10 protein-coding genes, 1 tRNA gene and 1 riboswitch are annotated in these 14,623 nt (G+C 70.2%); of the genes, 4 read left to right on the forward strand and 7 right to left on the reverse strand.

From position 1 onward, the window contains the following. Positions 1 to 15 precede the first annotated feature (15 nt). Complete coding sequence (locus IEY93_RS07930) at positions 16 to 780, forward strand: aquaporin (RefSeq protein ID WP_203968414.1); 765 nt, start codon at positions 16 to 18, stop codon at positions 778 to 780. Continuing rightward, a complete protein-coding gene (locus IEY93_RS39690) occupies positions 777 to 1,697 on the forward strand; it encodes a GNAT family N-acetyltransferase (RefSeq protein ID WP_372444486.1) in 921 nt (306 codons plus the stop codon). The genes IEY93_RS07930 and IEY93_RS39690 overlap by 4 nt, the downstream gene beginning before the upstream one ends. A 232-nt stretch (positions 1,698 to 1,929) precedes the next feature. Here the strand turns inward: IEY93_RS39690 and IEY93_RS07945 are convergent, their stop codons facing one another. From IEY93_RS07945 to IEY93_RS07955, 3 genes are all read right to left on the reverse strand, one after another. Then, positions 1,930 to 2,901: a quinone oxidoreductase family protein gene (locus tag IEY93_RS07945; RefSeq protein ID WP_203968415.1), complete on the reverse strand. Its 972-nt coding sequence runs from the start codon at positions 2,899 to 2,901 to the stop codon at positions 1,930 to 1,932. A gap of 141 nt (positions 2,902 to 3,042) precedes the next feature. After that, positions 3,043 to 3,426 carry a nuclear transport factor 2 family protein gene (locus IEY93_RS07950; RefSeq protein ID WP_189162319.1) on the reverse strand — a complete coding sequence of 128 codons (384 nt, stop codon included), beginning with the start codon at positions 3,424 to 3,426 and terminating at the stop codon, positions 3,043 to 3,045. Positions 3,427 to 4,028: 602 nt separating this feature from the next. Continuing rightward, positions 4,029 to 4,105: transfer RNA gene (locus tag IEY93_RS07955), tRNA-Thr, on the reverse strand. 458 nt (positions 4,106 to 4,563) lie between these two features. Then, positions 4,564 to 4,770: riboswitch (cobalamin riboswitch) on the forward strand. A 203-nt stretch (positions 4,771 to 4,973) separates the two neighbouring features. Between IEY93_RS07955 and IEY93_RS07960 the strand changes: the two genes are divergently transcribed. Then, on the forward strand, positions 4,974 to 7,283 hold the full coding sequence (locus tag IEY93_RS07960) for a ribonucleoside-diphosphate reductase subunit alpha (protein WP_203968416.1): 2,310 nt from the start codon (positions 4,974 to 4,976) through the stop codon (positions 7,281 to 7,283). A gap of 2 nt (positions 7,284 to 7,285) precedes the next feature. After that, complete coding sequence (locus IEY93_RS07965; protein WP_229690963.1) at positions 7,286 to 8,305, forward strand: ribonucleotide-diphosphate reductase subunit beta; 1,020 nt, start codon at positions 7,286 to 7,288, stop codon at positions 8,303 to 8,305. Positions 8,306 to 8,350: 45 nt separating this feature from the next. Here IEY93_RS07965 and IEY93_RS07970 read toward each other — a convergent pair whose 3' ends face one another. From IEY93_RS07970 to tmk, 4 genes are all read right to left on the reverse strand, one after another. Continuing rightward, positions 8,351 to 9,889 (reverse strand): alpha/beta hydrolase, encoded by a 1,539-nt coding sequence (locus IEY93_RS07970; RefSeq protein ID WP_229690964.1) that lies wholly within the window; start codon positions 9,887 to 9,889, stop codon positions 8,351 to 8,353. A gap of 307 nt (positions 9,890 to 10,196) precedes the next feature. Then, complete coding sequence (locus tag IEY93_RS07975) at positions 10,197 to 11,045, reverse strand: PSP1 domain-containing protein (protein ID WP_189162435.1); 849 nt, start codon at positions 11,043 to 11,045, stop codon at positions 10,197 to 10,199. Between the two features lie 178 nt (positions 11,046 to 11,223). Continuing rightward, positions 11,224 to 12,405, reverse strand: coding sequence for a DNA polymerase III subunit delta' (locus tag IEY93_RS07980; RefSeq protein WP_189162320.1), 1,182 nt, complete (start codon positions 12,403 to 12,405; stop codon positions 11,224 to 11,226). Positions 12,406 to 12,436: 31 nt separating this feature from the next. After that, on the reverse strand, positions 12,437 to 14,497 hold the full coding sequence (gene tmk / locus IEY93_RS07985) for a dTMP kinase (RefSeq protein WP_189162321.1): 2,061 nt from the start codon (positions 14,495 to 14,497) through the stop codon (positions 12,437 to 12,439). Between the last annotated feature and the right edge of the window lie 126 nt (positions 14,498 to 14,623).

A 14,623-nucleotide genomic window follows, 5' to 3' on the forward strand; every position in this document is an offset into this window, starting at 1 on the left:
GGTAACGGCGTTCCCTTGGGCCGGCGCCTGGCCGCCGAGGCCATCGGTACGGGCGCGCTGGTCGCGGTGGTGGTCGGCTCGGGCATCCAGGCCGCCGGGCTGACCCGGGACGGCGGCGTTGCTCTGCTGGCCAACTCGCTTGCCACCGTCTTGGGGCTCGGCGTGTTGATCGCTGTGTTCGGACCGGTCTCCGGCGCGCACTTCAACCCTCTGGTCTCGCTCGCCGCCTGGTGGACCGGACGCCGAGACGGTCAAGGGCCGCCGTTGCGCGAGGTGGCCGCCTACGCTGCGGCTCAAGTGGGCGGTGCGATCGGTGGATCGGTGGCGGCCAATGCGATGTTCGCTCGCCCGCTGGCGACCTGGTCCACCCACCAGCGGCACGCGGGTCACCTTTGGCTCGCCGAAGTGGTGGCGACCGCCGGGTTGATCGTGGTGATCTTCGGGCTGGCCCGCACCGGCCATGCGCGCTTCGCGCCCGCCGCGGTAGCCGCCTATATCGGGTCGGCCTACTGGTTCACCTCCTCCACCAGCTTCGCCAACCCGGCCGTGACGCTCGGCCGGGCGTTCACCGACACCTACGCGGGCATCGCTCCGACCTCGGCCGGCCCGTTCATCGTCGCCCAACTCCTCGGCGCCGTCGTCGGCCTGGTCCTGGTCGCCGCCGTCTTCGGCTCCTCTCCCGTGAACGCAGCACCCCACGACACCACGGATTCCCCCCGATCCTCTTCCCGTGACGTCGGCTCCCCCGCCCTCACCGCCCAAGGAAGTTCCCGCCCATGAGCACTACCACCCCGTCCGTGCTGTTCGTCTGTGTGCACAACGCCGGGCGCTCGCAGATGGCCGCCGCGTTCCTCACCCACCTCACGCAGGGCCGCGTCCACGTCCGCTCTGCCGGCTCCACCCCTGCCGAGACGGTGAACCCGGCCGTGGTCGAGGCGATGAAGGAGGTGGGTATCGACATCTCCGCCGAGATCCCCAAGGTCCTCACCACGGAAGCGGTCCAGGCGAGCGATGTGGTCATCACGATGGGCTGCGGGGACACCTGCCCGTTCTTCCCCGGCAAGCGCTACCTCGACTGGCAACTGGACGATCCCGCTGGACAAGGGGTGGACGCCGTTCGGCCGATCCGGGACGAGATCGAGACACGGATACGTGCCCTGATCAGCGAGATCCTTCCCTCTGCCGGGACCGGCACGGGCACGGCCGCGCTGCGCATCGAGGCCATGACGCCCGAACACGCCGCCGAAGTGCTCGCGATCTACCAACTCGGCATCGACGAGGGTCAAGCCACCTTCGAGACAACGGCCCCCACCTGGGAGAAGTTCGACGCGGCCAAGCTGCCGAATCATCGGCATGTCGCCCTGGACGAGGCTGGACGTGTGCTCGGCTGGGTCGCGGCCTCGTCCGTCTCAGAACGCTGCGTCTACTTCGGCGTGGTGGAACATTCCGTCTACGTCCACCCCGACGCCCGAAACCGGGGTGTCGGCCTCGCCCTGCTGAACGCCCTGATCGCCTCCACCGAGCAGGCCGGCATCTGGACGATCCAGTCAGGCATCTTCCCCGAGAACACCGCAAGCCTGGCCCTGCACGCCCGCGCCGGATTCCGGGTCATCGGTACTCGGGAACGCATCGGCCGCCATCACGGTGTGTGGCGGGACGTCACCGCGATCGAGCGACGTAGCCCGGTCATCGCTTGAAAGACTCAGGTGCCGGCGCGCCAGGCGGCCGAGCACAACGAGGCCGCCACCTCGTCGGCACCTGGCCTTAGGCGAGGCCGAGGCTGATCTACCGGCTGCGGACCCATCGCGGAGGCATACAGTCCCCGCGCAGGTGATCCGTGGCCGGTTGAGTTCCATAGGTGTGGAGAAGTGTGTGTCAGGCAACGCGTTGCACTGTACGCGTGTGTCGACAATGTGGGCGGACGGGGGACTACCGCCGGGTGTCCAGCAGTAGTTTCCCCGAGGTGCGCCGAGATTCGATGTCGATGTGGGCCTGTTCGGCGGAACCCAGTGGATAGCGCCCGGTGATGTCGACCTTGAGTTCGCCCGCCCGGATCTTCGCGAAGAGGTCCCCCGCGTGCTTGAGCAGCAGCTCGCGGCTGTGGATGTGGTCCGCGTAGACGGCGTAAGTGATCCGGATGCTCTTGGGCAGGTCGAACATCCGCACCGTGGGGATGTCGCCGATCAGCGGACCGTAGTAGACCAGCGTGCCGACCCGCCGCAGGACCTCGATCGACGCCCAGAACGTGCCGGCACCGCCGCCGTCGAAGACCGCGTGCACACCCTCGCCGTCGGTGAGCGCCAGTACCCGGTCCACGAAGTCACCGTCCGAGGAGACCAGTGCCTCGTCCGCCCCTGCGGCCTTGGCCGCGGCGATCTTGTCCTCGCGGGACACCAACCCGATCACGCGGACGCCGCGCAGCTTGAGAAGCTGGGTCACCATGCGCCCTACGCCTCCTGCCGCCGCGTGCACGAGTGCGGTTTCGCCCAGGGCCAGCGGCGCGGACTCGGTGACGAAGTGGTGCGCGGTCAGTCCCTGCATCATCACGGCGGCGGCGATATCGCTCGGGATGTCGTCCGGAATCGGAACCACCTGGTCGGCGGGCACGGCGATCTTTTCCGCGTAGCTGCCGAACACCGAGACCCAGGCGACCCGATCACCCACCGCGAATCCGCTGACGCCTTCGCCGATGGCGGCGACCCGGCCGGCCCCTTCGACTCCGATGACCACCGGAACCTCACCGACCAGTCCGAAGCCCACGCGAGAGCCGGTGTCCATGAAATTGACGCCGGCGAATTCGATGTCCACGACGAGCTGACCGGGCCCGGGCTCAGGGTCCGGCCACTCTCTCACCTTCAGGACTTCGGGTCCGCCGAGCTCTTCCATCACTACTGCGCGCACGGAACACACCTCACTTCTGCAGGTCGACGGTCGCCTCCGGGAATGCGACGACCGGATGAACAGGCGACTGGATTACCGGGGATGCCTCGTGCTTGGATCGACGGGGAACGAGCAGTGGGCTCCGCCCTGTGAGCGGGCGGCTCAGGCCTGCAAGAGGGAGGAGGCGTAGGCGGGATTCGTGTAGTCGCGCCAGGCTTCGATCCTGCCGTCGCGCAGCTCATAGACGGCCATGTTCATCACCGGGACAAGATGCCCGCCGGGCAGCGCCAGTCCATGGATCTGTTCGGCGATGACGACGTCGCCGTTCACCGCCTGGTGCACGGTTTCGAACCGGATCTCGGAGAAGTTGGCGAAAACCCCCTTCCACAGGGCGATCACCGCTGCGCGCCCGTGTACCGGCTCATCTCCGTATGCGGTGAAGCTCACGTCCTCGGTCAGGAACGGCGCGAGCGCGTCCGCGTCCTTCGCATTGAAGGTGGTGACGAATTCACGGACGAACGCGTCGTGTCGGGTGGCATCGGGCATGGCAGAGACCTCCGGAAGGATACGGCCGGCTGCTTGCCGGCCTACGCAAGCCGTTGCGTACGTCAGGAGCGTAGGAGCGAATTTTTGGACTAGCAAGTCCAGAAAGTGCGGCGACCGGGCTGCGCCGCACGCCCTTGCCAAGGCAGTGGCCGCACGGGCGGGATAACGCCCCGGCGACGCCGGAAGCCCCCGCACCGCCCTGCTTCCTGGCACGTCGAAGCCACAGCGCTCAGAGACGGTCGGCGTCGACGACGACCTGGGCGAAAAGCCGTGCCGTCGTCGGTGGACACCACGGCCACCCCGTCGCCGCACGCGAGACGTACCTCGCGACAGTTGGCGTATGGAGCCCTTTGCCGGGGGTTCGTCACCCGATGGCTCTGCGAAGGCGGCGTCGATGGCCAACTCCGAACGGACGTTCTTCCGCCGAGCACCCGGAAGGTCCGACCGGGGAGGCCCGGATCTTGCTTCGGGCCGGAGGCATGCTGACCGCCGACGAGCTTCTGCTCGCCACCGGCCTGGCGCCCAGCACCGAGGACGTCGCCTCGAAAGCGTGGGCTTGTTGCCAAAAGGGCCCCTTCCGATATCGGGAGGGGCCTGTGAGGTGGAGCCGCCTAAGGGAATCGAACCCTTGACCTACGCATTACGAGTGCGTCGCTCTGGCCGACTGAGCTAAGGCGGCATGCCGCAGGGAGACCCGCAGCGTGAGGAAGTCTACAGGTTTCCGGGCGTTCTCGCTCCCGCCGACCTCCGTGGATCTGCCGTAGGCCTCCGTTGATCCCCTGCCATCGGCCGGGCCCTGACCCCCGCCCAGCCAGCCTTCACCCTCCTGCCCGGCTCCGGCCCGGTCGGTCTCCTGTCTGGCTCCGGCTTCCGGTCTGCTGTGTTGCTCTGGTGTCCTTGATCCATGCCAGGGCCTCGGGGCTGCGCCGGGGGTATCGCACCGGCAGGGGTGGGGCCTGGCATGTTGGGCCGGGGTGGTGGGGGTCTGGTGAGACGTCGGGCTGAGGTGGGCCCGGGTGCGGGGGTCGGTTCCGGGCGCGCGGTCGGGGGTTGGTGGGGCGTCGGGGTGGCGGCGGCTGGTGTGAGACTGGGCTCGACACGAGATGTTGGGTGTGACTATCGCTCCGTCCCCCATATATGGTGTCCCCTGCATCCGGTTCGGCCGTTCACTTCAGGGCGGTCGAGGCAAGAGGGAACCCGGTGGGAATCCGGGACTGCCCCGCAGCGGTGAGTGGGAACGACCGCCGTCATGCGCACTGGGCCACGCGGCCCGGGAAGCGACGGTCATTAGGCATGAGCACTGTGCCCACGAGTCCGAAGACCTGCCGGTAGCGCCGTACACGATCAGGTGTGCGGCTGGTCCGAGGCCGCGCGGGACGGCCGACGGCTCCGGCGCCAGAGCTGTGCGGCGCCCTGGCCGGCGCCTCCTGCGCGTGACCTCGGTTCATGACCGAGTTCGCGAGGAGAGAGCTGTGACGGTCACCGGGGACCGAACGACCGATATGGCACCGGCCGACGGGGTTGTTCCTGCGCCGCGACGGGCGCAGATGCGGGTACGCAAGCGGAACGGCACGTCCGAGCCGGTCGATGTCAACAAGATCGTCCGGGCTGTGGAGCGGTGGGCGGACGATCTGGCCGATGTCGATCCGTTGCGGGTGGCGACGAAGACGATCAGTGGGCTGTACGACGGGGCGACCACCGCCGAGTTGGACCGGCTGTCGATCCAGACGGCCGCCGAGATGATCGGCGAGGAGCCGCAGTACTCGCGCCTGGCCGCCCGGCTGTTGTCCGGCTACATCGGCCGGGAGGTGCGCGGGCAGGGCGTCGCCTCGTTCAGCCAGGCCATCGAGCGGGGGCACGCGGAAGGGCTCATCGGCGATGCCACCGCCGCGTTCGTGAGCGCCAACGCCTCTGTCCTGGACGACGCGATCGACTCGGCGGGGGATCTGCGGTTCGAGTACTTCGGGTTGCGTACGGTCTATGACCGTTATCTGCTGCGGCATCCCTCCACCCGCCTGGTGGTGGAGACGCCGCAGTACTGGCTGCTGCGGGTGGCGTGCGGGCTGGCGGAGACGGCTGAGGAGGCCGTCGGCTTCTACCGCCTGATGTCGTCGCTGGCGTATCTGCCGAGTTCGCCGACGCTGTTCAACTCGGGCACCCGGCACACCCAGATGTCCTCGTGCTATCTGGTGGACTCGCCGCGCGACGAGCTTGGGTCCATCTACGAGCGGTACGCGCAGATCGCCCGGCTGTCGAAGTTCGCGGGCGGGATCGGGGTGTCCTGGTCGCGGGTGCGTTCGCGTGGAGCGCTGATCCGGGGGACGAACGGGCACTCCAACGGCATCGTGCCGTGGCTGCGCACGCTGGACGCGAGCGTCGCCGCCGTGAACCAGGGGGGCCGCCGCAAGGGCGCGGCGTGCGTGTACCTGGAGACGTGGCATCCGGACATCGAGGAGTTCCTGGAGCTGCGCGACAACACGGGCGAGGACGCCCGCCGGACGCACAACCTCAACCTGGCCAACTGGATCCCGGACGAGTTCATGCGCCGGGTCGAGGCCGACGAGATGTGGTCGCTGTTCGACCCGGACGAGGTGCCCGAACTGCCCGACCTGTGGGGCGAGGCGTTCGACACCGCCTATCGCGACGCCGAGCGGGCCGGCCGGTACGTCCGCCAGGTGAAGGCGCGTGACCTGTACGGCAGGATGATGCGCACGCTGGCGCAGACCGGCAACGGCTGGATGACCTTCAAGGACGCCGCCAACCGGCTCTGCAACCAGGCCGCCGAGCCGAGCAACGTGGTGCACCTGTCGAACCTGTGCACCGAGATCATTGAGGTGTCCAGCGACGCCGAGACGGCGGTGTGCAACCTCGGCTCGGTCAACCTCGCCGCGCACGTCGCGGACGGCGGCATCGACTGGGAGCGGCTGCGCGGCACCGTGCGCACCGCGGTCACCTTCCTGGACCGGGTGATCGACATCAACTACTACCCCAGCGAGCAGGCGGCGGCGAGCAACCCGCGCTGGCGGCCGGTGGGGCTGGGGGTGATGGGCCTGCAGGATGTCTTCTTCGCCCTGCGTCTTCCGTTCGACGCGCCGGAGGCCAGGGAGCTGTCCACCAGGATCGCCGAGGAGATCTACCTGACGGCGCTGGAGACGTCCGCCGGCCTGGCCGAGCGCTTCGGCGCGCATCCCGCGTACGAGCAGACGTGGGCGGCGCGTGGCAGGCTCCAGCACGATCTGCAGGGCACGCCGGGCACGCAGGCCGAGCGCTGGACGGCGCTGCGGGCGCGGATCGCCGTCAGCGGGCTGCGCAACTCGCTGCTGATCGCGATCGCGCCGACGGCCACCATCGCCTCGATCGCCGGATGCTACGAGTGCATCGAGCCGCAGGTGTCCAACCTCTTCAAGCGCGAGACCCTCAGCGGGGAGTTCCTGCAGATAAACAACGCGCTGGTGGCGGAGCTGAAGGCGCGCGGGCTGTGGAACGAGCAGGTCAGATCGGCGATCAAGCAGGCGGACGGCTCCGTCCAGGGCATCGCCGAGCTGCCGGAACAGGTGCGCCGGGTCTTCCGTACCGCGTGGGAGCTGCCGCAGCGCGCCCTGATCGACATGGCCGCGGCTCGTTCGCCGTACATCGACCAGAGCCAGTCGCTCAACCTGTTCCTGAGCGCGCCCACGATCGAGAAGCTCTCCTCGATGTACCTCTACGCGTGGAAGTCGGGTCTGAAGACGACGTACTACCTGCGTTCCCGTCCCGCCACGCGCATCCAGCAGGCCACGGTGCCCGTCGTGAACTCCTCCGCGGAGGCCCTGGCGTGCTCGCTGGAGAACCCCGAGTCGTGCGAGGCGTGCCAGTGAGCATGACCGATCCGAAGGAGAACCTGATGCTGCTCGACCCGGGCATGAGCCTGACCCTCCGTCCGATGCGTTACCCGCTGTTCTTCGACCGCTTCCGGGACGCGATCAAGAACACCTGGACCGTGGAGGAGGTGGACCTGCACTCCGATCTCAAGGACCTGTCGAAGCTGTCGCCGGCGGAGCGTCACCTGGTCGGCCGCCTGGTCGCCTTCTTCGCGACCGGCGACACGATCGTGGCGAACAATCTGGTGCTGAACCTCTACGAGCACCTCAACGCCCCCGAGGCGCGGCTGTACCTGTCGCGGCAGTTGTTCGAGGAGGCGGTGCACGTCCAGTTCTACCTGAACCTGCTCGACACCTACGTTCCGGACGAGCAGGAGCGGTTCGCGGCGTTCGCGGCGGTGGAGAACATTCCCTCCATTCGCCGCAAGGCGGACTTCTGCTTCCGCTGGATCGACTCGCTCGGCGAGCTGCGCCGGCTGGAGACCCGGGAGGACCGGCGGGCCTTCCTGCTGAACCTGATCTGCTTCGCCGCCTGCATCGAGGGGCTGTTCTTCTACGGCGCCTTCGCCTACGTCTACTTCCTGCGCTCGCGCGGGCTGCTGAACGGGCTGGCCTCCGGGACGAACTGGGTGTTCCGCGACGAGTCCATGCACATGGCGTTCGCCTTCGACGTGGTCGACGTCGTACGCCGGGAGGAGCCCGGCCTGTTCGACGAGGAGCTGGCCGGGCAGGTCCGCGAAATGCTCGCCGAGGCCGTGGAGTGCGAGGCGCAGTTCGCCGAGGACCTGCTCGGGCACGGCGTGCCGGGCATGTCGATCGCGGATATGCGCGCCTACCTGCAGCACGTGGCCGACCGGCGGCTGGCCCAGCTCGGCCTCCCGCCGATGTACGGGTCGAAGAACCCGTTCGCCTTCATGGAACTGCAGGACGTCCAGGAGCTGGCGAACTTCTTCGAGCGCCGGGTCTCGGCGTACCAGGTGGGCGTGACGGGTTCGGTCAGCTTCGACGAGGACTTCTGATCCGTTCGACCGCCCCGGGCACCGGCTCGGGGCGGTCGGACCGGGTCAGGTGACCTTGGGGCAGAGGGTGCCGGATTTGGGAGCGACCTGGTTGAGCAGGTAACGGTCGACGGCCTGGTCGATGCAGCTGGAGCCGGTGCGGTAGGCCGTGTGGCCGTCGCCGTCGTAGCTCAGCAGCACGCCGGAGGACAGCTGGGAGGCCAGGGCCTTGGCCCACTCGTACGGGGTGGCGGGGTCGCGCAGGGTGCCGACGACCACGATCGGCGGCGCGCCGGCCGCGCGCAGCGGCTGGTCGGTGCCCGTCGCCTTGACCGGCCAGAACTCACACGGCAGCGAGCCCCACATCACGTACGCCCCGAAGAGCGGGGACTCCTTCTGCGCGGCGCGGGCGGCCTCCTCGTAGGCGGCGGTGTCGCGCGGGTAGGGGTGGTCGACGCAGTTGATGGCCATGTTGGCCTCGGTCTGGTTGGAGTACGTGCCGTCCTGGTGGCGGTCGACCAGGATGTCGGCCAGCCGCAGCAGGGTGGTGCCGTCCCCGCGGAACGCCTGGCCGAGGGCGGAGCGCAGCACCGGCCAGGAGCGCTTGTCGTACAGGGCGGTGACGATGCCGAGGGTGACCCACGACTCGTCGACCTTGCGGCTGTCCCCGGTGGTGTTGCGCAGCGGGTGCTGGTCGGCGGACTTGAGCAGGGCCGAGAGCTCCGCGATCGCCGCGTCGGTGTTCTTCTGCTTGAACGGGCAGGAGGACTGGTTGAAGCAGTCGGCGAGGAACGAGCGGAAGGCCACCTCGAAGCCGCGTCCCTGGGCGGCGTTGACCGTGGGGACCGGCGGCAGCGCGGGGTCGATGGCGCCGTCCAGCACCAGGGCCCTGATCTTCTTCGGGAAGAGGTTCGCGTAGACGGCGCCCAGGTAGGTCCCGTACGACTTGCCGAGGTAGGTGATGCCCCGGTCGCCGAGGGCGGCGCGCAGGACGTCCATGTCGCGGGCGGCGTCGGCGGTGCCGACGTGCGGCAGCAGCTTGGCCGAGTGGGCCTGGCAGCCTGCGGCGAACTCCTCGGCCCCCTTCACCAGCGCCTTGACCTCGGCAGGGTCGTCGGGCGTGCCGTCCAGGCCGATGAAGGTGTCGAGCTGCGGCCCCGACAGGCACTGCACCGGCGCGGACTCGCCGACGCCGCGCGGGTCGAAGCCGACCGCGTCGAAGCGGGAGAGGACGTCGGGGGTCAGCACGGTCTTGGCGGCCCGCGCGTACTCGATGCCGGAACCTCCCGGCCCGCCCGGGTTGAGGATGATCGACCCGATGCGCTTCCCACCGGACGCCGGCAGCCTGATCACGCCGATCTGGATGCGCTCGCCGGACGGATTCCCATAGTCGAGCGGCACCGCGAGCTTGCCGCACTCGAAGCCGTCCTTGCACGACGACCAGGAGATCTTCTGAGTGTAGAACGGCGCGAGCGCGGCCGAGGGCGCCTTGGTGGCGGCTTCGGTCGGCTGCGTCGCGGCGGGGGGATCACCCGCGCCGTCCGACGGGCCCCCCGCGTCCCCGGTCGCCGTGCAGGCCGAGACGAACAACAGCGTCGCCGCCACAAGCGCGGTAGCCGTACGGCTAGCGCTGGAAGAGCGCATCATCGCGCCGACCACCCATCCCCCGTTGCCGACAATTCATGAACGCCGCCGGCGCGTGCCGCCGTGCGTCGCGAAAGCCGCCGGCGACCTGGCGCGTCCATCGGACGGCCGCCGCCGGCGCGTGGTGCCGGACGGCCGGGCGACGCCCCGCGTGAACGCCCCACCGGCCCGCGTGGTGCGGGCCTGCCTGGATGTTCCCCCGTCGCCGGGGCGCGCGCCGGTCGATCGACCGTGCGGCTGTTAGGTTCTACCCCGCCGGTGCCGGCTTTCACTCCTCGACGTTATCGCCTCCGCCGTCCCGTTCGCCGTACCTCTCGTCATGCTGACGGCGCGGGGAGCACACGCTGGCGCGGGAGCAGGAGCACCGGCGGCCTCCGTCGGCGAGGCGCACGACGACCGAGTCGGACGGCACGTTGTGGCCGACGACGGTGCCTTCGCCTTCGGGGGTGTCGACCGTGAGGCCGACGCGCGGCGCCGACGCGCGGAACTCCTGGTACAGCGGGTGCTCGTACTTCAGGCAGCACATCAGCCGTCCGCAGGCCCCGGCGATGCGCAGCGGATTGACCGGGAGGTCCTGGTCTTTGGCCATGCGGACCGACACCGGCTCGAAGTCCTTGAGGAAGGTCGCGCAGCACAGGTCACGGCCGCACGGCCCGATGCCGCCCTGGAGGCGGGCCTCGTCCCGCGGGCCGATCTGCCGCAGTTCGACGCGGGCGCGCAGGTTGCGGGCGAGGTCGCGGACGAGCGCGCGGAAGTCCACCCGGTGCGGCGCGGAGAAGTACACGGTGTAGACGTTGTCGGAGTCGAGGTAGTCGACCCCGACGACCTTCATCGGCAGTTCGTGGCGGCGGATCAGCCGCTTGGACACGCTGCGCGCCTCGGCGCGGCGGCGGCGGTTGCCCTCGTCGCGCTCCAGTTGCTCCTCGCCGGCGATGCCCGCGCAGACCGGCAGCCCTTCGACGTCCTCGCTGACCCATTGCGGCGCCCACACGCACTCGGCCACCTCGGGCCCCGCCTCGGTGGGCACGAGCACCTTGTCACCGACCTTGGGACTGTGACCGCCCGGGTCGAGGTAGTACAGCCGTCCGTAGCGGGTGAAGCTCACGGCCATGATCATCCCCACGGAACGCCTCCGCCTCCTCGACCGTCACGCCAGACACGGCCGGCGCGCACCCGAGGACGGCCCAGGCGTACGCGCGGGAGCCCGCGGCGTACGGCGCCGGGGCCTTCCGGCACGCGCCTGCGGCCCACACTACGTGCAGATCGGGCGTGCGGCGCAACACCGCAGGCAGGGCTCACACCTGAGGGCGCCAGAGGGAGATGGTCATGGCCTCGACGGCGATCTGCGGGTTGACGTTGGCGGCCAGCCGCTCACGGCACCGCATGATGGCGTCGACGCGCCGCAGGGTGTCCTCGGGCGAGCTCGACCGGGCCAGCGCCGCAAGGTCGGCCCGGCGATCGTCGCTGGACAGCTCCACCTCGGCGCCGAACTGCACGGCCAGGACGTCGCGGTAGAAGGCGACCAGGTCGAGGAGCGCGGCGTCGAGCGAGTCGCGCTTGATGCGGGTCGCCCGGGACTTCTGCCGGTCCTCCAGCTCCTTGATCGCGCCCGCCCCGCCCCGGACCAGGCCTCTGTTCAGCCCTTTGCCCGAGGACCCCTCACCGTAGATCTTGCGCAGCTCGGTGGTCTCGGTCTCGTTGAGCTGCGCGGTCGCCTCATCGGCGTCCTCGGCCGAGGTCTTGACCAGGCGCTCCGCCGCGTCCACGCACTCGCCGACCCCGGAGAGCGCGCGGGGCAGCGACAGGACGGCCTCCCGCCGGCGCCGCGCCTCGTCGTCCAGGGCGAGCCGCCGGGCCCGGGCGAGGTGCCCCTGGGTGGCGCGGGCGGCGAACTCCGCCATCTCGGGCGGCACGCCGTCGCGGGTGGCGAGCACGTGGGCGACGGCCGCCGTCGAGGGGGTGCGCAGGGTCACGACCCGGCACCGGGACCTGATCGTGATCACCATGTCGTCCGGGGACGGCGCGCACAGCAGCCACACGGTGCGCGGGGGCGGCTCCTCGATGGCCTTGAGCAGGGCGTTCGCGGCGGCCTCGGTCGAGCGGTCGGCGTCCTCGAACAGGATGACCCGCCAGCGGCCAAGCGTCGGCGCGCCGGCCGCGCGCAACACCAGGTCACGGGTCTGTTTGACGCTGTACGAAAGCCCCTGGGGGCGCACGGTCTCGACGTCGGGATGCGACCCGACGGCCACCTGGTGGCACAGGTCGCAGTGCCCGCACCCCTGGTCGGGGCACAGCAGGGCGGCGGCGAACGCCTGAGCGGCCTCCGACCTGCCGGACCCAGGCGGCCCGGTGAACAGCCAGGCGTGCGTCATGCCCGCCCCGCGCCCCCCTTCGAGGGCCTCGGCGGCGGCCGCCGCGGCGCGCCGCAGCACGTCCGCCGCCTGCTCCTGGCCGACCAGGTCGTCGAAGACTGTCACAGACGCCAGACTAGCCGCGCTCGTGGCCGGGTCAGTCGCGGATGATGGGCATGGTGCCGGTGATGGCCTCGGTCTCCTGCGGGACGGGGTCGGGCAGGATCTCGCGCACGCGGTCCTGGATGAGCCGGGAGATCTCCTCCTGGGTCCGCTGCCCGTCCACCACGAAGTACCGGTCGGGCTCGGCCGCGGCCAGCGCGCGGAACTCGCGGCGCACCCGCTCGTGGAACTCCAGCGGCTCGGCCTCGATGCGGTCGGCCGGCGAGGCCATGCGCGCCAGCCCGACCGACGGCGGCACGTCGATCAGCACGGTGAGGTCGGGCATGAGGCCGCCGGTGGCCCAGGAGTTGACCTTGACGACGTCCCGCTGGTCGAGCTCGCGGCCGGCGCCCTGGTAGGCGAGCGAGGAGTCGACGTACCGGTCGCACACCACCATCGCGCCCCTGTGCAGCGCCGGGCGGATGACCTTCTCGACGTGCTCGGCCCGGTCGGCGGCGTACAGCAGGGTCTCCGACCGCGCGGACAGCCCCTGATGGGCGGCGTCCAGCAGGATCGCGCGCAGCCGCATGCCGACCTTGGTCGAGCCCGGCTGGCGGGTCTGCACCACGTCGAACCCCTGGTCGCGCAGCCAGATGGCGAGCAGCCGCGACTGGGTGGTCTTGCCCGACCCCTCGCCGCCCTCGAAGGCGATGAACACGCCGTGGTCGGGCTCGGCGGGCGCGGGGACGTAGCGCTCACCGCGGACCGCGGCCATCAGGTCGGAGGCGATGGGCACCTCGCGCCGGTCGTCCATGTGGCGCAGCGCGAGCGCGCCGACGGCCACGGCGACCAGCGCGCCGATCAGCATGACGAGGTTCGGGCCGTCGAAGTGGTACTCGAGGGCGGCGCCGACCGCGATGATGTGCTCGCCGAACAGGCCGGCGAGGACCGGGGCGACCGCGACGACGAGCAGCAGGGTCACCCGCGCCATGGACTGCAGGAAGGAGAACGTGCGCCCGCGGATGCCGTCCTCGACCTCCAGGCCGATCAGCGTGTACCCGATGATCCAGGCGATGCCCGCGCAGGCGCCGAGCACGACGGTGAGCAGGACGACGATCACCAGGTTGTGGATGAGCGCGATGCCGGCCAGCACGACGCCCGCGGTGATGATCGCCAGCCCGAACAGGCGCCGCCGGGACAGCTCGCCCAGCAGGCGGGGGCCGAAGAACATGCCGGCGGCCATGCCGGCGAACACCGCGGCGAAGACCATGCCGTACGCGGCGTCCCCGCCGCCCAGGGCCACGACGTACACCTTGGCGACGCCGATGACCGCGCCGCCGGCCGCGAAGGCGCCGAGCATGCCGATGACCAGCCCGCGCACCATGCGGTCGCCGCCGACGAACCGCCAGCCGTCGATGATCTGCCGGAGCACCGAGGGGGTGGCGACCCGGAGGGTGTGCTCCTTGGGGATGCTCCTGAGCGTGAAGATCAGGAACGCGGAGACCAGGTAGGCGACGGCGTTCAGGATGAGCGCGGGGCGGGCGGGCTCCACCGCCATGCCGGGGACGGCCTTGCCGAGCACCTCGATGCCCGCCGACAGCACGGCGAACAGGGCCGCGGCGACCGGCGCCGTGCCGTAGGTGACCAGCAGGTTGAGCTGGTTGGCCTCCTCCAGCCTGTCCTTGGGCACGAGGTTCGGGACCGTGGCGTCCTTGGCGGGCACCCAGAAGAGGTTCACGCACTCGACCAGGAGCGTCGCGATGATGATCCACTGGTAGCTGCCGACCAGCGGGATCGACAGCACGAGCACGAAGCGCAGGAGGTCGGCGAGGAACATCGTCATGCGCCGGTCGAACCGGTCGGCGAACACTCCCGCGAGCGGGCCGAGCACGATCGCGGGGAGCATCTTGACGACGAAGACGCCGCCGATGGCGAGGCTCTGCGCCTGGTATCCGGCGCCCCGGGTCAGGAACGCGGCGAAGGCGGTGATCGCGATGATGTTGAGCCAGTCACCGAGGCTGCACACCGCCATGGCCGTCCACAACCGGCGGAAGGGGGCGTTCGCCAGCACATGGGGGGGTCTGCGCCGCGAGGCGGACCGGCCGGAGGTGGTCATGGTGTCAGCGTATCCAGGTGCTCGCTGGGCAAGGGGTGGATCGAGTACAGGACGGAATCGCCCGCCTGTTTCCTCACCTGAGGGTATTACCCCACCCTGCCCCTCGCGGGAAGGACGTGGCGAAAA

Origin of the sequence: Sphaerisporangium melleum (assembly GCF_014646695.1) — a bacterium.
GTDB lineage: Bacteria > Actinomycetota > Actinomycetes > Streptosporangiales > Streptosporangiaceae > Sphaerisporangium > Sphaerisporangium melleum.